Source organism: Bifidobacterium sp. LCP19S3_E9 (genome assembly GCF_052121135.1).
Classification (GTDB): domain Bacteria; phylum Actinomycetota; class Actinomycetes; order Actinomycetales; family Bifidobacteriaceae; genus Bifidobacterium; species Bifidobacterium thermacidophilum.
On the sequence record NZ_JBQKEV010000010.1, the window covers coordinates 14,714 to 32,372 of the forward strand.

13 protein-coding genes and 1 pseudogene are annotated in these 17,659 nt (G+C 61.2%); 4 read left to right on the forward strand and 10 right to left on the reverse strand.

All coding sequences use genetic code 11. The annotated features are described in order from the left end of the window. Window positions 1-22: 22 nt before the first annotated feature. On the reverse strand, window positions 23-1,414 hold the full coding sequence (hisS, locus tag ACTQYB_RS06345) for a histidine--tRNA ligase (protein WP_412171422.1): 1,392 nt from the start codon (window positions 1,412-1,414) through the stop codon (window positions 23-25). Between the two features lie 101 nt (window positions 1,415-1,515). Here hisS and ACTQYB_RS06350 point away from each other — a divergent pair, with 101 nt between their 5' ends. Continuing rightward, window positions 1,516-2,967: a DUF349 domain-containing protein gene (locus ACTQYB_RS06350; RefSeq protein WP_441482186.1), complete on the forward strand. Its 1,452-nt coding sequence runs from the start codon at window positions 1,516-1,518 to the stop codon at window positions 2,965-2,967. 286 nt (window positions 2,968-3,253) lie between these two features. Here ACTQYB_RS06350 and ACTQYB_RS06355 read toward each other — a convergent pair whose 3' ends face one another. Continuing rightward, window positions 3,254-5,860 (reverse strand): ATP-dependent Clp protease ATP-binding subunit, encoded by a 2,607-nt coding sequence (locus ACTQYB_RS06355; RefSeq protein ID WP_033507210.1) that lies wholly within the window; start codon window positions 5,858-5,860, stop codon window positions 3,254-3,256. Between the two features lie 150 nt (window positions 5,861-6,010). Between ACTQYB_RS06355 and ACTQYB_RS06360 the strand changes: the two genes are divergently transcribed. Beyond that, complete coding sequence (locus ACTQYB_RS06360; protein WP_441482185.1) at window positions 6,011-6,991, forward strand: universal stress protein; 981 nt, start codon at window positions 6,011-6,013, stop codon at window positions 6,989-6,991. Window positions 6,992-7,112: 121 nt separating this feature from the next. Here the strand turns inward: ACTQYB_RS06360 and ACTQYB_RS06365 are convergent, their stop codons facing one another. From ACTQYB_RS06365 to ACTQYB_RS06385, 5 genes are all read right to left on the reverse strand, one after another. Further along, complete coding sequence (locus tag ACTQYB_RS06365) at window positions 7,113-8,417, reverse strand: DUF3027 domain-containing protein (protein ID WP_441482184.1); 1,305 nt, start codon at window positions 8,415-8,417, stop codon at window positions 7,113-7,115. Then, the gene (locus ACTQYB_RS06370) at window positions 8,417-8,806 is read right to left on the reverse strand and encodes a cold-shock protein (RefSeq protein WP_015450651.1); all 390 of its coding nucleotides are present in this window, start codon (window positions 8,804-8,806) and stop codon (window positions 8,417-8,419) included. Before ACTQYB_RS06370 ends, ACTQYB_RS06365 begins: the two co-directional genes overlap by 1 nt. A gap of 102 nt (window positions 8,807-8,908) precedes the next feature. Next, entirely contained in the window at window positions 8,909-10,834 is a 1,926-nt protein-coding gene (locus ACTQYB_RS06375) for a sensor histidine kinase (RefSeq protein WP_441482183.1), read from the reverse strand. A gap of 98 nt (window positions 10,835-10,932) precedes the next feature. Then, window positions 10,933-11,679, reverse strand: coding sequence for a response regulator transcription factor (locus ACTQYB_RS06380; RefSeq protein ID WP_033507216.1), 747 nt, complete (start codon window positions 11,677-11,679; stop codon window positions 10,933-10,935). Continuing rightward, window positions 11,672-12,754: a TPM domain-containing protein gene (locus ACTQYB_RS06385; protein ID WP_441482182.1), complete on the reverse strand. Its 1,083-nt coding sequence runs from the start codon at window positions 12,752-12,754 to the stop codon at window positions 11,672-11,674. The genes ACTQYB_RS06380 and ACTQYB_RS06385 overlap by 8 nt, the downstream gene beginning before the upstream one ends. 148 nt (window positions 12,755-12,902) lie before the next feature. On the opposite strand from ACTQYB_RS06385, the gene ACTQYB_RS06390 reads away from it, so the two are divergent. Further along, complete coding sequence (locus ACTQYB_RS06390; RefSeq protein ID WP_015450656.1) at window positions 12,903-13,196, forward strand: WXG100 family type VII secretion target; 294 nt, start codon at window positions 12,903-12,905, stop codon at window positions 13,194-13,196. 314 nt (window positions 13,197-13,510) lie between these two features. On the opposite strand, the gene groL is transcribed toward ACTQYB_RS06390, so the two are convergent. From groL to ACTQYB_RS06405, 3 genes are all read right to left on the reverse strand, one after another. Further along, window positions 13,511-15,136 carry a chaperonin GroEL gene (gene groL, locus ACTQYB_RS06395; RefSeq protein ID WP_015450657.1) on the reverse strand — a complete coding sequence of 542 codons (1,626 nt, stop codon included), beginning with the start codon at window positions 15,134-15,136 and terminating at the stop codon, window positions 13,511-13,513. Window positions 15,137-15,802: 666 nt separating this feature from the next. Continuing rightward, entirely contained in the window at window positions 15,803-16,006 is a 204-nt protein-coding gene (locus ACTQYB_RS06400; RefSeq protein WP_033507266.1) for a cold-shock protein, read from the reverse strand. Window positions 16,007-16,110: 104 nt separating this feature from the next. Next, entirely contained in the window at window positions 16,111-16,758 is a 648-nt protein-coding gene (locus tag ACTQYB_RS06405; RefSeq protein WP_441482181.1) for a LytR C-terminal domain-containing protein, read from the reverse strand. A gap of 197 nt (window positions 16,759-16,955) precedes the next feature. Between ACTQYB_RS06405 and ACTQYB_RS06410 the strand changes: the two are divergent. After that, a pseudogene (locus ACTQYB_RS06410) lies at window positions 16,956-17,654 on the forward strand (uracil-DNA glycosylase); the annotation flags it as partial. Between the last annotated feature and the right edge of the window lie 5 nt (window positions 17,655-17,659).

The window sequence follows — 17,659 nt, forward strand, 5'->3', positions numbered from 1 at the left end:
TTTCCAAGCATTTCAGTCTTGTTTACAGGTTGACAGTTTGCCGGGCATACACAGTATCCGGCTCCCACGACTTGGCATCGGCCGGGGTCTGGTCGCCGGTGATGATGTTCTTGACCTCGTCGCCCTTGGCTTCGCCATCCTCGCTCGCCACCGCAGGGAACCACACGTACGGGATGCCCAGCTTGTCGGCGTACTTGATCTGCTTGCCGAGTTTCGCGGCGGTCGGCGCGACATCGGCCGCAATGCCGCGGGAACGCAGCTGGTTGGCGATTGCGTTGGCGGCCGGACGGTCGTTCTCATTCCATACCGCGACCATGACCGCAGCCGGGGAGATGCGTGAGGCATGGGCGCCCGCGGTGTGCAGCATATAGGACACCAAGCGTGACAGGCCGATGGACAGACCGACGCCCGGGTAGCGCTTGCTGCCTTGGGAGGCGAGATTGTCGTAGCGACCGCCCGAGCAGATGGAACCGAGCGAATCGGCGCCGTCAAGGAAGGTCTCGTATACGGAACCGGTGTAATAATCCAGACCGCGGGCGATCTTGAGGTCGGCGATCACCGAGCCGGGACGGATGCGAGCCGCCTCGTCGACGATCATCGCCAGCGTATCGAGCCCCTGGCGGGCCAGTGCGTAAGCCTCGCTGTCAGTCGCGATGCCATGCTTGGCGCACAGCGCGTCGAACTTCTCGGCAAGCTCCTTGCCATCGGCTGCCGTCAACTCGGCAAGCTCCAGGCAGGCACGCGCTTGAGCCTCGTTCGCGCCACAGCCTTCGACCAACAGACGCGCGACCTCGTCGGCGCCGATCTTGTCAAGCTTGTCGATCTCGCGCAGCACGCCTTCGATGTCGGTCAGACCGAGCCCACGGTAGAAGCCTTCAGACAGCTTGCGGTTGTTCGCATGCACGGTCGCTTTCGGCAGGCCGAACTCGCGCAGCCGTTCCAGCGCGCTGACCATGACCAGCGGCAGCTCGACCTCGTAATGCTCAGGCAAATCGCCATTGCCGACCACGTCGATATCAGCCTGGACGAATTCACGGAAGCGGCCCTCCTGCGGACGCTCGCCACGCCAGACCTTCTGAATCTGCCAACGCTTGAACGGGAACGCCAGCGTGCCGGAATGCTCGACCACATACCGGCTCAGCGGCACCGTCAAATCGAAGTGCAGACCAAGACGCTCCTCAATCGGCGTGTCGGATTCATGGCCGACTTCCTGAAGACGCGACAGCAGGTAGATTTCCTTGCTGGTTTCGCCTTTCTTCAGCAGACTTGCGCCAGTTTCAACGGCGCGTGTCTCAATGCCGATGAAGCCATTGAGCTCGAAAACCCTACGGAGCGTGTCGATGACACGCTGCTCCACAACACGTTCAGAGGGGAGCCACTCTGGAAATCCTGAAATTGATGCGCCTTTAGCCACGATTCCCTATAATAAGTGAAGTTGCGGAAAACATGCGGCACCGTCTCATACGACCTCATGCGACCCGCGACCCCTCACTACATGAGCTTAAGGAGCTGGCCATGGCCGACGAAAACGTCACCGAACCAAAGAACACCAACGAAAACGCGGGGCAGACGACGAAGACTGCCTCGCAACCGCAAACCGGCGCCAAGCCGACAGCGGTCCCCTCTCCTGCCAACATCAAGCATCACGCGCCGTCGCCCGCGGCGTTCGCCAAGAAGAAGCCGGCGCATCACAACGCGGCTCCCGCGGCGCACGTTGCGTATTCGGATGAGGATGTCAAGCAGGCCGAGTCCTTCGGACGTGTTGACGACAACGGCACCGTGTACGTCAAGGACGGAGACGGCGAGCGCGAAGTCGGCCAGTTCCCCGACGCCTCAAAAGAAGAGGCACTCGCCCTGTATGCCCGCCGGTTCCTCGATTTGAAGGAAAAGCTCGATGTCTTCGCGAACCGTCTGAACTCCGGCACCATCAAGCCCCATGAGATCGACGAATCGGTCAAGCTGCTGGGCGAGGAAACCAAGGAGCCCGCTGTCGTGGGCGATGTCGCCGAACTGCGTGCGCAATTCGAGCAGCTCAAGAAGGACGGCGAGGCGAAGAAGGAAGAACTCGCGAACCGCCGCAAGGAAGCCGTCGCCAAGGCGGTCCAGGAGCGTACGGCAATCGTGGAGAAGGCCGAAGCCGTCGCCGCCGGACTGGGCGACAACACGAACTGGCGTTCGACCGCAGACAAGTTCCGCGCGCTGTTTGACGAATGGCAGGCCCATCAGCGCAATTCTGTGCGCATCGACCGTGCCGATGCCGACGCGCTGTGGAAGCGCTTCTCCGCTGCGCGCACGACCTTTAACCAGCAGCGTCGCAAGTGGGCGCAGGCTCGCGATAACGAGCGCGCGCATGCCAAGACCGAGAAGGAAGCGATCATCGCCGAGGCGAACGAAATCAAGGATTCCACCGACTGGGCGGAAACCTCCCGCAAGTTCAACGAACTGATGGACCGTTGGAAGAAAGCCGGTCGCGCAGGCCGCGCCGATGACGACGCACTGTGGGCGAAGTTCCGTGAGGCCGCGGACACCTTCTTCAACGCCCGTCAGGCCGATCGCGACCAGATCAATTCTTCCGAAAAGGAGAATCTCGCGAAGAAGGAAGAGCTGTTGAAGAAGGCCGAGGCGCTGGTGCCGGTCGCCGACGCGAAGGCCGCGAAGCAGGCTCGTCAGAAGCTGGCGGAGATCCAAGGCGAATGGGACCAGATCGGATACGTGCCGCGCGAGGACATGCGTCGCATCGAAGACCGTCTTGACGCAGTCGATCGTCAGATCAAGGCCGTTGAGGACGCTGCATGGAAGAAGAGCGATCCGGAGGCGGACGCCCGCAAGTCCAGCTTCGAGGAGCAGCTCAACGCCCAGCTCAAGGAGCTTGACGACAAGATCGCCACGGAATCCGACCCGGCCAAGAAGGCCAAGCTGGAAGCCGAGAAAGCCACCAAGGAGCAGTGGCTGAACGCCATCAAGTAGTCGGCTGCCAACCGTACGTACACGAATCGCCGGAGTCCCGCAAGTGTCGGGATTCCGGCGATTTGCTTATCAGCCAAGCAGTCCCGCCCTGCCCGATCCTGCCCGATCCTGCCCGATAGCCTGGTCGAGATGCCTCGAAGTCACCGGGTTGGTGACGGCACTGAGGTGACGTGACTGTTGCCATTGGCGCTACGCAGCGATAGAAGGCAGCGATGCAACGCAAGAGGGGTGGTCCTGCAAACCGTGCAGGACCACCCCTCAACAGTGGCGACAATCGCGGACGAATTTACGACAACGACGGCATGTCCCCGTTGCCTTCAGCTCCGGTATCGCAGGACTGGGCAGACGCATCCGTTGCCGGTGCCGGCGTGGCACCGACCAGCTTCGCATCCGGATTGCCGGCGTCGTCACCTTCAGAGAATTCCTCTCCGGTGAAGGTGAAATCGCCGAGAATGCCTTCGCCCTCGCCGTCCACGACTACACGCTGGCCGTCGTGTAGCTCGCCCATGAGGATCTTCTCCGAAATGGCGTCCTCGATGTCGCGCTGGATCACACGGCGCAGCGGACGTGCGCCGAGCAGCGGGTCGAAGCCCTTCTCAGCAAGCAGGTCCTTGGCCTTGTCGGTCAGTTCGAGCGACATATGACGGTCAAACAGACGATCGTTGAGCTGCTTGACATCCAGATCGACGATCTGGCGCACCTGCGGCTCGGTGAGCTGACGGAACACGATGATGTCATCAAGGCGGTTGAGGAACTCGGGACGGAACTGTTCCTTGAGTTCGCTGTACACCTGCTCCTTCATGCGGTCGTAGCTCGTCTCGGTGTCCGAACCGAGGTTGAAGCCCGTGTTCACTGCCTTGGCGATATTGCGCGTGCCCAGATTGGTGGTCAGGATGATGATCGTGTTCTTGAAGTCCACCTTGCGACCCTGGCCGTCGGTCAGATGACCATCGTCAAGCACCTGAAGCAGCGTGTTGAAGATGTCGGGATGGGCCTTCTCAATCTCGTCGAACAGCACGACGGAGAACGGCTTGCGGCGCACCTTCTCGGTGAGCTCGCCGCCCTCCTCGTATCCGACATACCCCGGAGGCGCGCCGAACAGACGGGATGCGGCGTACTTCTCGGAGAACTCGGACATGTCGACGCGGATCAACGCGTCCTCGTCATCGAACAAGAACTGCGCCAAGGTCTTGGCGAGCTCCGTCTTGCCGACGCCGGTGGGGCCGGCGAAGATGAAGGAACCTGCAGGACGCTTAGGATCCTTCAGGCCGACACGCGTACGCCTGATGGACCGGGCGAGCGCGGAAACCGCTTCGTCCTGGCCGATGATGCGCTTGTGCAACTCGGCTTCCATGTTGAGCAGCTTCTTGGATTCCGCCTGGGTGAGCTTGAAGACCGGAATACCCGTCGTGCTGGCCACGACCTGGGCAATGACCTCCTCGTTCACTTCCATCTTCACGTTGGATTCGCCTTCGCGCCACGAGGATTCCTTCTCTTTGCGCTCGGCTTCCAGCTTCTCCTGGCTGTCGCGCAGTTCTGCAGCCTTCTCGAAGTCCTGCTTCTTGATGGCTTCGTCCTTCTCAGCAGACACCTTGGCGACCTGCGCGTCAAGATCCTTGAGCTCGGGTGGGGCCGTTAGACGCTTGATCCGCAGCCGCGCACCGGCCTCGTCGATCAGATCGATCGCCTTGTCCGGCAGGTGACGGTCCTGGATGTAGCGTGCGGACAGCTCAGCGGCGGCCTGCAACGCACCATCAGTGATGGTCACATGATGATGGTTCTCGTACCGCGAACGCAGACCCTTGAGAATCTCAATTGTCTCGGCGATCGAAGGCTCATGGACCTGAATCGGCTGGAAACGGCGTTCCAGCGCCGCGTCCTTTTCGATGTACTTGCGGTATTCCTCGGTCGTGGTCGCGCCAATGGTCTGCAGTTCGCCGCGCGCGAGCATCGGCTTAAGCATGTCAGACGCGCCCAGAGCACCGTCGGCACTACCGGCGCCGACAATCGTGTGGATTTCATCGATGAACAGGACGATATCCCCGCGGGTCTTGATTTCCTTGAGCACTTTCTTCAGGCGCTCTTCGAAATCGCCGCGATAGCGCGAACCGGCCACCATGGAGCCCAGATCAAGGGAATAAACCTGCTTGTCCTTAAGCGTTTCAGGCACATCGCCCGCGACGATCTTCTGCGCAAGCCCCTCGACGACGGCTGTCTTGCCGACGCCCGGCTCGCCAATCAGCACCGGATTGTTCTTGGTGCGGCGGGACAGCACGACCATGACACGTTCGATTTCCGCGGAACGGCCAATCACCGGGTCAAGCTTGCCTTCCGCGGCTTCGGCGGTCAGGTTGCGGCCGAATTGATCGAGAATTGCCGAGCCGGTCTGCCCACGCTTGTCCTGGACGCCGCCAGCATTCGCCAGTTCGCCCTTGTTGTCGGTATCCGGGCCGGTTGAATTGCCGCGGATCATATCGATGACCGTGCTGCGCAGCTCACCCAGATCGACATCCATCTTGATGAGCACCTGCGTGCCGACGCCCTCGCCCTCGCGAATCAGGCCGAGCAGGATGTGCTCCGTGCCGATATAGCTGTGCCCCAACTGCAGCGCCTCGCGCAGACTCAGCTCGAGCACCTGCTTGGCGTGTGGGGTGAATGGGATGTGGCCGTTGGGCGACGCATTGCCCTTGCCGATCATCTCCTCAACCTGCTTGCGGGTGTCCTGCAGATTCACGCCCTTGGAGGCGAGCGCCTTTGCGGCGACGCCCTCGCCCTCGCGAATCAGGCCGAGCAGCAGATGTTCGGTGCCGATGTAGTTGTGCTGCAGGGAGCGAGCCTCTTCCTGCGCCAACACAATCACGCGCCGTGCACGGTCTGTAAACCGTTCGAACATGCTTGTCCTTCCACTGTTGTTTGTCCACTTCACTTTACAGATTCGCGGTGACGTTTCTTCCCTCATGCGTGGCAATTGCGCTATCAACGCAAACAAGACGATATGCTTGGCAGTGTAAGCTTCCTCGTAAGCCGCCTCAAGGAGGATGAAATGACGGACAATCTTGGACAGGTCACCGGCCACGAGGCCGACATCGTCGTCGGCGTGGACGGTTCTGACGAATCATTCGCCGCGTTGCGCTGGGCCTTGGGCGAAGCCTCACTGACTGGACAGCATGTCAATGCGGTATTCGGATGGACCCATTCGTGGGATATGGGTGCGAAACCTGAAACCGATGACGCTTGGAAAGACGTACGCGAGCAGATGACAGCCCGGCTGCGCGACTGGGTTGACAGGGCGGGCGCTGACATGGATTTCGACCCTGAAAAGCTCAAACTCACTTCGGTTCGGGCCACCGGCACCCATGCGCTACTCGAGCTCGGGTCGAACGCGCAGCAGATTGTCGTCGGCCGCCGATCGCTCAATCGTGTTGCCCGTTGGTTCCTGGGATCGCTGTCCGCTTCGCTGGCGGAGGAAGCGAAGGTTCCGGTCACAGTCGTGCGGTTCGCCAGCGATGAGGAAGCCAATGTGCAGGATGCCATCGCCAATTCGCTGACTCCGGGAGATTCGACCGTACACTACGCGCAGCCGCCGGTTGTCGGCGAAAACCGCAGCAAGCCGGTTGTCGTGGGCATTGACGGCTCGGTCATCTCGAAACGCGCGCTGGCGTTCGCCGTCGATGAGGCACGCATCCATGGGGCGCCGCTGCATATCCTATTCTGCTGGCAGCTCAAGGATCTGGACACTGTTCCGGGCTATGAGAACGCGGTCGCGCCGATGTCGGTGGACCAGCAGCGCGCGCAACAGTTGCTTGACGATGTCGTCGCGCAAGCGCATATCCCCGACACGGTGGACGTCCATGCGAATGCGTTCCACATCCCCGCAGCGAAGGGGCTCATCAGTGCTTCACGCTACGCAAGCCATCTGGTGGTCGGGTCGCGCGGGTTGAGCGGCCTAGACGCCCATTTTCTCGGCTCGGTCTCCCGTCAGCTCGTGAATTTCGCCGAATGCACGGTGACGGTCGTGCACTGAGTGTTCCCGGCCGCGCGCTGTGCGGATAGACCGTACAGATACGACAAGGGCCGCCTGTCCGCAGGATTCACATTCCTGCACGGCAGGCGGCCCTTACTCTAAGCGAAACGGTCAGGCCGGCTCAGTCGGCGCTTGTGGGGTTGTCCCCGTTGCTGTCAGCGCCGGTAACATCAGTCGGATTCGCGGTATCGGCGGTATCGCCATAGGCGGCGGACTTGGCGTTGCCGGTTTCCACGGCATCGTCGGATGTCGCTGTATCGTCGGTTTGCTTCCTGCCGTCGGATGGTGCAGCTTCCGCTGCCTGAGCCACATCACCGTCGTCACCGTGATCGGTCTCGGGAAACCCGGCCGCTTCCAAATCGTCCATGGTGATCACCGATTCGACCTGAGGGGTCTGCGGGGTGTCATCGCGTTCCTCGCTATCCGTCTCGTCATCCTCAACGGTGTTGTTGTCGATATCGGCTTCGCTGGCCTCTTCAAGCAGCTCGACTTGGCCGCGCTCCTCACGCGGGGACTGGGCGATGACATCAATATGCATGTCGTCGTAGGCGGGTTTGGATTGCACCCACAGATGCGATGGCTGCGGCGGATCGATTTCCGAATGCTCCCCGCACCCGTGGTCAAGCGAGACGACACGACCGTCGTCGGGGCTCCACTTGTTCGCACAAACGCCGAACATCCGGTCGAAATCTCCTTTGAGCGGCACGAAGAACCCGCATGTCGAGCACAGATTGCCGGCCGCCGTCTTCGTGGACAGCGCCTTGGGGCCGTGAGGACCTTCATACCAACGTTTTGCGGTCTGGTCCCGTCCCAGCGGACTGAGTACGTGACGGCGGGACAACATGAATTCCTCGACACTGTCCTCAAGATCCTCCGCGGAGGTCACCGACGCGTCCTCAGGGTTGTCCGGCGTATTCCCAGTTTGTGCGGATACATCGTCTTCGGCTTGTGTCTGCCCATCTACACCTTGCTCCTCGGCCTGTGCCTGATCAGCATCGGGCGTCGGCGCAGCCACGGATGGCTCGGTACGGCGGAAACCGTCCTCGAGCCGGGAATCGTCCGGCTCGGTCCCAATCGAATCGGTCACCGACAAGTCGGTGGGCAGCAAACGGTCTTTCCACGGCACCCATGCCGGCGGCATCAAGGCCTGATCCGTAGGCACAAGGGAGGATTCGTTGACCGTCCACTCGTCGATATCGGTGTCGTGATACAGCGTCACCGACCATTCCCAGCCTTCGTATCCCCGTTTCTTTGATTCGAAACGGAAATCCGTGACATGGTCGTCCTCGTTGATCGAACGGGTCAATCGCCCGACTTGGTCCGGCTCGTCGGCCACGGTCATGGCCACCGACCGAGCGAGTGACTCGGGGTCGATCCGTGGCGTCTCAGGCTCGTCCTGCGGATTCTCAATTGTCTGCATGCTCATCATTCCTGTACGTCGAAGTCGTCAGCCACCGCACGCATCACCGTCGCGAGCTTCTTGCTGTCCGCCGGCGAAGGATAGTGGTGACGCCGCAAATCGTTGCCCGCCTTGTCAAGCAGCTTGATCAAATCCTCCACGATGGCAGCCATGTCGTCAGGCTTCGGCCTAGTGGCCTTAACCAGCGACGGACCCGCGGCGATCGGCTTGACGCCCATTGCTTGTGGTCCCTTGTGTCCGTCGATCACGGAGAATTCCACCTTCACGCCCTTGCGCAGCGTCGTCGTGCCTTGAGGCAACGCCGCGGCGGGCAGGAACACGTCCTTGCCCTGATCCGTGGCGATGAAGCCGTAACCTTTGTTCGCATCGAACCAACGCACCCGTCCCGTGGGCATAAGCACACCTCTCCTACTCCATACCAAGGCAAGCCGCGCCTGCCGTCATTGAACCAACATCTCAGTTTACCGCATAGCCTTCCGTATCGGCTGTGGGCAATGTCACTTCTTATCGGACGGCGACGATTTGTCTTTCCTGCCCTTGGATGGCTTGCGTTCCTTGCCGCGTTCGCGGGCCTGCACCGGCTGCTGCTGGCGTTGGATCGGCGTTCGGGTTTGGTTGGGGTCAATCGGCAGGACAACCGTCAGCGTTAGGCCGCCTCCGGGTGTGGTAGTCGCACTGATCAGACCGTGGTGCGCTTTGACCACGGACTGCGCGATCGCCATGCCCAGTCCGGTGCCGCCTTTCTGCCGTGCGCGGGACGGATCGGCGGTGTAGAACCGCTCGAAGATCTGCGACTGCGAAGCTTCCGGCACGCCGGGTCCGTGATCGGCGAAGCGAATGACCACATAGGGCATGCCCGATCGCACGCTTTGTCCTACTTCCGCCGCCTCAAGGAAAGAGTTGAGCCCCTTGGCGTTCGACGACAGATGGGCCAGCTGCTGCGGGGTGATGGACGCATGCAGCATGCTCAACGCGACTTCAACGGGCGAATCGGACGGCGTGTACCGATGGATGTTGCCCACGATATTGGTGATGACCTGCCGCAACCGCGAACCGTCGCCCGTAAGGGTGATCGACGGCAGCTCGCCGGGGCTGAACGCGAGCCACGTACCCTGTCTGTCGCCGCCATGCCGCAGCGCAAGTACACCTTTGGTGATGCCACGCTGGGGGTCGAGCGCATGCAAGTCGTCGCACGCGTCAGTCAACTGGGACGTGATGTTCACCTGTTGGGTGACGTCGATACCACGGCCTTCATCAAGCCGCGCGAGCGAGAGCAGATCCTCGACCAGCACGGTCATGCGGGCGCTTGACGCCTCGATATGGCTAATCGACTCGTCCGCGCGTTCCAAGGCCCCCGGCATGTCGCGCTGCAGCGTGTACAACTCGGCGTACCCGTGGATTGCGGCAAGCGGGGTGCGCAGCTCGTGGCTGGCGTCGGAGACGAAGCGCTTCATCTTTTCGGTCGTCTCCTGCTGCTCGTTGAAGCTTTGCTCGATACGTGCGAGCATGGTGTTCAACGATGCGGCGAGGGAACCGACTTCCGTGTTCTCCGGGGCGCTAGGGACACGCTGGCTCAAATCACCGGTGGCGATTTTCGCTGCTGTTTTCTCGATGCGTTTGAGCGGTGCGAGCGTACTTTGGATCAGGATGGTCGCGATGACCGCGCCGATCAGCACGATGGCGATGCTCACCAGCGTGCAGTATTTCGTGAGGGTATTTACGGTGTCGATCTGGTTGCTCAGCGACAGGCCGATATAGATCACGCCCTTGATCTGCGCGCTGCCGTCCTCGGCTTTCTTGCCCCACGACAGGGCGAGCACCCTCCACGGGGCGTTGGCGGCTTGCAGTGTGGAGCGGTTCACCGTGCTGGTGTCCGTGCACACAATCGCCGATGTGGTGAACGGCTGGCCGATTTTCACATCGCCCATCGACCCGTCCGGCGGCAGATCAGGCACCGAAATGACGTTCTCCCGCATCACCGGAACGAGCGGCGTGTTGAGGATGTGGTAGTTCGTGTCGCGAATCTGCATGAAGTAGTCGTTCGGGCCTACGCTGCCCTGTTCGCTGCTGTCCTTGCTGCGCAACACGTCGATGTTGTCGTAGACCAGCTGCGCCTGTTCCGCGAGCTGATTGTCGGTTTTCTGCAACAGATAGTTGCCGACGAGCTCCTTAATCGAGAAGGTGATGCCCGCGGCGCATACGGTCAGCAGTACCATCATGCACGCCAGCAGTTTGGTGCTCAGCGGGATCGCGTCGAAGCGGTGGACCAGCATGTCGCGCACGGCGTCCATGCCGCGTGCGATGGTCGCGATCGGCCCGGGGAGCCTGCCGTATCTGGCCTGGCTGGCAGGCTGTCCGCTTTCGTCCCGGGGCGTGCCGGACGCGCCGCCGGGCGCACTTGTCTGTGCTGAACTTGCGGACATAGCAGGTGCCTTCCGTGTTGTCGTTGACGCGGAATCCCCGCCTGCGACTGCAGCGCATTGCGAGGATTCCTTCGGTGCGTTTCCTGGATGGAGCGGCATCAGGCTTCTTTCTTCGCCGTCTTGGGCGCGCGAATCATGTATCCGATGCCTCGCTTGGTTTCAATCAGCGGAGCGACCTTGTGCTTCTCGCCGTTCTCATCCTCGACGACCACGCCGTCGACCTTCTTGCGCAGGTAGGAGATGTACGATTCGACAATCGCGGCGTCCCCGCCCCAGTCGTACTGCCACACGTGGTCAAGAATCTGGGTTTTCGACAGCACGCGCCCCTCGTTGTCCATGAGGTAGCGCAGCAACTTGTATTCAGTCGGACTCAGGTCCACCTGTACCCCAGCGCGGGTCACGTCATGGGAGTCCTCGTTGATTTCAAGGTCGCCGACGCGGATAATCGGGTCGTCTGCTTCCTGATGGCTGGTGCGGCGCAGAATCGCACGGATACGCGCCACAACCTCCTCGAGGCTGAACGGCTTGGTGACATAATCGTCACCGCCGACGGTCAGACCCATGACCTTGTCCTGGGTGTCGTCGCGCGCGGTGAGGAACAGCACCGGCGAATCGATGCCCTCCTGCCGGATGCGGCGCGTCACGGTGAATCCGTCGATGTCAGGGAGCATGACGTCGAGCACGATCAGGTCGGGGTGCACTTTCTCGATGACCTCGATCGCCTCGGAACCCGAAGCCGCGGTGTTCACTTCGAATCCTGCGAAATGCAAGGAGGCGACGAGCAAGTCGCGGATGGAGGGCTCGTCGTCAACAACTACGATGGATGCTTCAATTGGTTTACTCATGCTTCCCAGCATTCCTCTTTTGTCTGCGTGTTTCCTGAGAATGTTCTGCAACTTGCTGAGAAAATCGCTTCAGATATTCACCCACCGCCGAGGAGTCCGATTCCGATGCGGCTGATGCATGGGCCTCGGCACCGGCGGCACGGTCGGATTGGTGTTCGGAGCGGTTTTCCGTGCGGCCCTCCCCCGGAGCCTGCGGTTGCAGTGTCTGCGAATAGTCCTGCAATTCGCCGTGAATCACGGGGCTCTTGTGGCGGCGGGCGGGGCGCGCGCGTTTCGACGAATCGCTGTGACGGTTCGATGGCGATTGCTTCGTACCACGACGGCGCATCGCCTTACGCGACCGGTCCTGCTTGCCTCCCTTGCTGTGAGCGCCTTTCGCGTTACGCGCCAGCACGATAATTACCACGACCAGGGCGACCAGCAGCAGCGCCACACCTACGAATAGCCCGATGGAGAAATTCTTCGTGTCCCCCGATGTCGATGTCTCCTTGAGCTTGCCGATTTCGTTCATCATCGCAATGGCCGAGCCCGACCAGTCAGGGGCACCTTTTTTGGCGGTCAATGGTCCCAGGGCGGCTTCAGACAACGCATCTACGGATTTCTGGTCTTTGAGCCACTTGTCCGAATTGTTCGACACCGCGACGACGAGGTTGCCATCCGCGCTGGCGACCGCCAGCAATACGGTGTTAGGCGACGGACTGGTCGACTGCAGCAGGGTGCTCGCCCATGTCGTGGGCTTCGTTTTCGTCCCGAAACTGTCCAGATACAGCAAACGCACCGAAACGCCGTATTCATTCTTCGTTTTCGTGATCATGTCGGTCACGCTAGTGACGTTCTCGCCGAGCAGATTGTTCGGGTCGGTGATGTCGGCGCTCAAGGTGGCGTCCGATGAGGTATCCGCCGTGGATGAGGAAGAGGAAGACGACGATGTGGATGGGCTGGGGCTCGACGCGTCATCTGCTTCGGCGCACATCGGCAGCGCCGCCACCGCGAAGACGCAGAACACCGCAACGAGCGTCACGAGCGCGCGCTGCCACCATATGGCCGTCTGCTGCGGCTGTCGTCTTTTGACCACATTTGCCGTACGGACGTGAGACATGTTCAAAAACCGCATATTGTCCACTGTAGCGGTCGGCTGCACCAAACGGGGGACGCGTACGGTCGGCCGACCGCCAACGCCGCAAGGCGAGAACCACGTCAAGAAAAACAAGAAAGGAACGTCTATGGCACAGTACCAAGTCGATTCGGAACAGATCCAGTCCTCAAGCGCCGCGGTGCGTTCTTCCATCGAGCAGATCAGACAAGCCGTCCAAGGCATGTACGCGAATCTTGAGGGGCTCAACAGCGTGTGGAGCGGCTCGGCGTCCGCGCAGTTCGCCGGGGTCATCAGGCAATGGCGGGCCGCGCAGCAGCAGATGGACGCGTCGCTGGAGGCGATCGGCATGTCGCTGACGCAAGCGTCGAATGTATACGCCGATGCCGAAGCGCAGGCTTCGCGATTGTTCACGATATCGTGACGGCGTAGGGCTGTAGCGACGGCTCGCATCGCGAGAGGCTGTGCTACACGCGATAGGTGCCGTAATTACGTGCGCGACGGTGCCTAGTGTCGTCGTCTGCCGCGCAGTATCGCCGACATTGCAGTGAAACACGCATGGCTACGGCAGTGTCGAGGGCGTATCACCGGCAGCGTACGCTCATCGCCGGTACGCCTTCGACAGCTGCCCCATAACGCTTCAGGGGCGCCGGCGGGAAACCGCCGGCGCCCCTGAAGCATCCATATATATCACTTGCGTCGTTTCATGCGAATGTGGGACGCTTGTGACCGTTTGGATCAGTAGCCCATGTCAGCGCCCTGGGCCGGAGCCGCAGTCTTCGGCTCCGGCTTGTTGGCCACCACAGCCTCAGTGGTCAGGAACAGGCCGGCAATGGAAGCGGCGTTCTGCAGCGCGGAACGAGTGACCTTGACCGGGTCGGTGACGCCGGCGGCCATCAAATCCTCGAAGGTGTTCGTGGCGGCGTTGAAGCCCTGGCCTTCCGGCAGCTCACGCACCTTGTTGAAGACCACGTCACCGGAGACACCGGAGTTCTCGGCGATCTGCTTGATCGGAGCCTCGACGGCACGGAACACGATGGCCGCACCGGTCGCCTCTTCGCCGGTCAGCGAAGCCAGAGCCTCGCTCTTCTCGGCCTTCTTGGCGGCCTGCACGAGCGCCACACCGCCACCGGGCACCAGGCCCTCTTCGACGGCTGCCTTGGCGTTGCGCACGGCGTCCTCGATGCGATGCTTGCGTTCCTTGGCCTCGACTTCGGTCGCGGCGCCCACCTTGATGACGGCCACGCCGCCGGCGAGCTTGGCGAGACGCTCCTGCAGCTTCTCGCGATCATAATCGGAATCGGTGTTGTCGATTTCGGAACGAATCTGAGCGACGCGGGCAGCCACGTCTTCCTTGGAGCCGCCGCCGGAGACGATGGTGGTCTCGTCCTTGGAGACGATGACCTTCTGGGCGGTGCCGAACACGTCCATGTCGATGGAGTCGAGCTTCAGGCCCAGTTCATCGGAGACGACCTGGCCGCCGGTGAGGATGGCCATATCCTGCAGCATGGCCTTACGACGATCGCCGAAGCCAGGAGCCTTGACCGCGCAGGTGTTGAAGGTGCCGCGAATCTTGTTGAGAATCAGGGTCGGCAGCGCTTCGCCGTCGACGTCTTCGGCCACGATCAGCAGCGGACGGCCGCTCTTCATGACCAGGTCAGCAAGGTGGACGATGTCCTGCTGGCTGGACACCTTGCCTGAGGTGAGCAGGATGTACGGGTTCTCCAGCACTGCGGTCTGGTCGTCGGCGTTGGTAACGAAGTACGGGGCGATATAGCCCTTGTCGAAACGCATACCCTCGGTGAACTCGAGGTCCAGGCCGAAGCGGTTGTTGTCCTCGACGGTCACGACGCCATCCTGGCCGACCTTGTCAAGAGCCTCGGCGATCTTCTCGCCGACCTCAGGATCGGCAGCGGAAATCGTTGCGGTGGCTGCGATCTGGTCCTTGGTCTCCACATCCTTGGCGGAAGCGACCAGTTCCTTGACGATTTCGTCGGCGGCCTTCTCGATGCCGCGACGCAGGGCAATCGGGTTGGAGCCGGCGACCACGTTCTTCAGGCCTTCATGAACCAGGGACTGGGCGAGCACGGTAGCGGTCGTGGTGCCATCGCCTGCGACGTCATCGGTCTTCTTCGCGACTTCCTTGACCAGCTCGGCGCCGATGCGCTCGTACGGCTCTTCAAGGTCGATCTCCTTGGCGATGGAGACGCCATCGTTGGTGATGGTCGGCGCACCGTAGGTCTTGTCGAGCACGACATTGCGGCCCTTCGGACCCAGCGTGACCTTGACGGTGTTGGCGAGCTTGTCGAGACCCGCGAGCATTCCCTGGCGAGCTTCCTCGTCGTATGCAATAATCTTTGCCATCGTTCCTCCACATATGGCTACACGGTATGAACTTCCACCCGAGACCTTGAGTAAGCCGACCGTCAGCTGCCGGTTATCACTCTCGGCTTCCGAGTGCTAATTGGGAGATTAGCACTCTCGGGCGCCGAGTGCCAACATCGCCGCATGTATTGCGCTGTTGGCATGAAATGCGTGTCGCGAGTGTCGAACGGGAATAATCCCGGTGCGCCGATCCCTCGCCGCTTCGATGCTGCGCCGTATGCCGCCGTTCACGACCGGAATCCTGTGTGACGCGGGCGCCCAATCAAGGCGTGCCGCAAAGCAAATCCGTCGGAATATGGACCCAATGCCGCGACAGGCAGCCGCAATCATCTTATCCCTGCTTCTACCGACGTTGAGTCACCCGTCAGCGTCGGTAGAAGGTTGAACAATGCGAACAGTTCGCAGTGTGTGCCCGACCGATCGTCCACGAACTGGTTACGCCTTGAGCCACCCCAGCGTAAACAGTTTGAGAAACCACACGAGCCAGTTACGCGTACAGCGCCCTCAGACACGGCACGCGATATGCCGAAACAACAACAGGCGCCCCGTCGGGGACGCCTGGAGTGAGATGGTGTACCTGTGAAGCTGGTCGGCGAGGCCGGTCAGGATGACACGCGCATCATAAGGTTCAAGAGAATCGCCAGATCACAGCTTGGTGACGGTGGTCGCTTGGAAACCCTTAGGACCACGCTCCACCTCATATTCGACGCGATCGCCCTCATCGAGCTTCTTGAACCCCTCCTGTTGAATAACGGAGTAATGCACGAATACATCATCCCCACCCTCATCCGGGGCAATGAATCCATATCCTTTGCCTGCGTTGAAGAATTTCACCGTGCCTTGTGCCATTTCAATCATCCCTCGCATGGGCCGGCCCGACGCAACCATTCACGCCGGCTACCGCCCACTTGGTGCCCCATTGTAGCGAGACGAGACAACGAAACGCCGAGAGGTCAGTTCATCAGCACAACGACGACCGGCGCGGACAGATTGGTCACCTTGCTGACATTGGAAATGCCCAGCTTGGCGGCAACGTCCTGCGCCGTGGCCAAATCGGACTCGTTCTGATACCACACCACGGATGCGCTTGGCAAGCTGCCCGAAGGATTGGCCGCCACGACGTTGGTGTACCCTGCACCGGTGAGTACCGCCGCCTGCTTCGCGGCATATCCGGTCTTTCGTGTGCCATTGACCACGCGCACTTGGGTGGACAGGTTCGCCGAGGACGAAGACGCCGGTGACGAGGTGGATTCCGACGGCGACGCAGACGCCGACTCAGACGCCGACTCGGAGGCGGAGGCCGAAGCCGAGGCAGTATCGCTCGCGCTGGCAGACGCCGATGCAGACGCAGTTGATTTGGCCGAGGGACTCGAGGACGACGAAGCGCTGCTGTCACTGGAGAACAACTTGGCGCCTTCACCCGACATGGCGGCCCACGCACCAACGCCCGCGACAGCGGCGACGATGACGACGATCAGGAATGGCACCAAACGCGAGGCTATCGACCGATTGCCGCGGTGCACGCCGATTGGCCCCTGCGGCGGGTTGTCGAACACGTCCTGCGCGTACGACTCATCAGTGTTACGGTCTTTGCGTGCCATATGCCGTCCCTTTCGAATAGATTCATCATCGAGTGTACATGCACGGCCGGGCAGTGTCGACACAAACTGCGGCCAATGTGTCGGATATCCACAGCTTTGTCACGTCCTGCCGTGCTTTGCCCGTCTCCGCGCCGCACGCTAATCGGTTAGTGCGCCGATTAGCGCCATACGTCCATCAACGCCCTAGAGTAGTAGGCATGGAACATGCTCATGTCAAACCGCTGTCCGAGATTATTGACCCCGGCTGGGCCGCAGCGCTGGCCGACGTGGAACCGGATATCCATCGGATGGGGGATTTTCTGCGGGCCGAAATCGCGGCGGGACGCCATTATCTTCCTGCGGGACGCAATGTCCTGCGCGCGTTCACCGTCCCCTTCGACAGTATCAAAGTGCTGATTGTCGGGCAGGATCCGTATCCGACACCCGGTCACCCGGTGGGACTGAGCTTCTGCGTCGCCCCTGATGTCAGGCCGTTGCCGAAAAGCCTGATTAATATCTACAAGGAACTCAGCGACGATCTGAGCGTTCCCACACCGTCCAACGGCGATCTGACCCCATGGACGCAACGCGGGGTCATGCTGCTCAACAGATGCTTGACCGTTCAAGTCGGCCGTCCCAACAGCCATCAGGGCAAAGGATGGGAGCATATCACCGACGAGGCGATCCGCGCTCTCAACGCCCGTACCGACCAAGAGGGCAAGCCGAAGCCTTTGGTCGCGATTCTGTGGGGACGCAATGCGCAGACGCTCAAACCACTGCTGACGAACGCCGCGATCATCGAATCCCCGCATCCGAGCCCCTTGTCTGCCTCGCGCGGTTTCTTCGGGTCACGCCCGTTCTCTCGGGCAAACCAGGCGCTGGTCGCCATGGGCGCGCAACCGGTGGACTGGGCGCTCCCGCC

Bases quoted from the DNA above. Each gene is read 5' to 3' on its own strand.
- ACTQYB_RS06350 (WP_441482186.1), top strand. From the start codon at position 1,516: ATGGCCGACGAAAACGTCACCGAACCAAAGAACACCAACGAAAACGCG.
- ACTQYB_RS06405 (WP_441482181.1), bottom strand. From the start codon at position 16,758: ATGGCACGCAAAGACCGTAACACTGATGAGTCGTACGCGCAGGACGTG.
- ACTQYB_RS06400 (WP_033507266.1), bottom strand. From the start codon at position 16,006: ATGGCACAAGGCACGGTGAAATTCTTCAACGCAGGCAAAGGATATGGA.
- ACTQYB_RS06375 (WP_441482183.1), bottom strand. From the start codon at position 10,834: ATGTCCGCAAGTTCAGCACAGACAAGTGCGCCCGGCGGCGCGTCCGGC.
- ACTQYB_RS06360 (WP_441482185.1), top strand. From the start codon at position 6,011: ATGACGGACAATCTTGGACAGGTCACCGGCCACGAGGCCGACATCGTC.
- ACTQYB_RS06380 (WP_033507216.1), bottom strand. From the start codon at position 11,679: ATGAGTAAACCAATTGAAGCATCCATCGTAGTTGTTGACGACGAGCCC.
- ACTQYB_RS06365 (WP_441482184.1), bottom strand. From the start codon at position 8,417: ATGAGCATGCAGACAATTGAGAATCCGCAGGACGAGCCTGAGACGCCA.
- ACTQYB_RS06370 (WP_015450651.1), bottom strand. From the start codon at position 8,806: ATGCCCACGGGACGGGTGCGTTGGTTCGATGCGAACAAAGGTTACGGC.
- ACTQYB_RS06390 (WP_015450656.1), top strand. From the start codon at position 12,903: ATGGCACAGTACCAAGTCGATTCGGAACAGATCCAGTCCTCAAGCGCC.
- ACTQYB_RS06355 (WP_033507210.1), bottom strand. From the start codon at position 5,860: ATGTTCGAACGGTTTACAGACCGTGCACGGCGCGTGATTGTGTTGGCG.
- groL (WP_015450657.1), bottom strand. From the start codon at position 15,136: ATGGCAAAGATTATTGCATACGACGAGGAAGCTCGCCAGGGAATGCTC.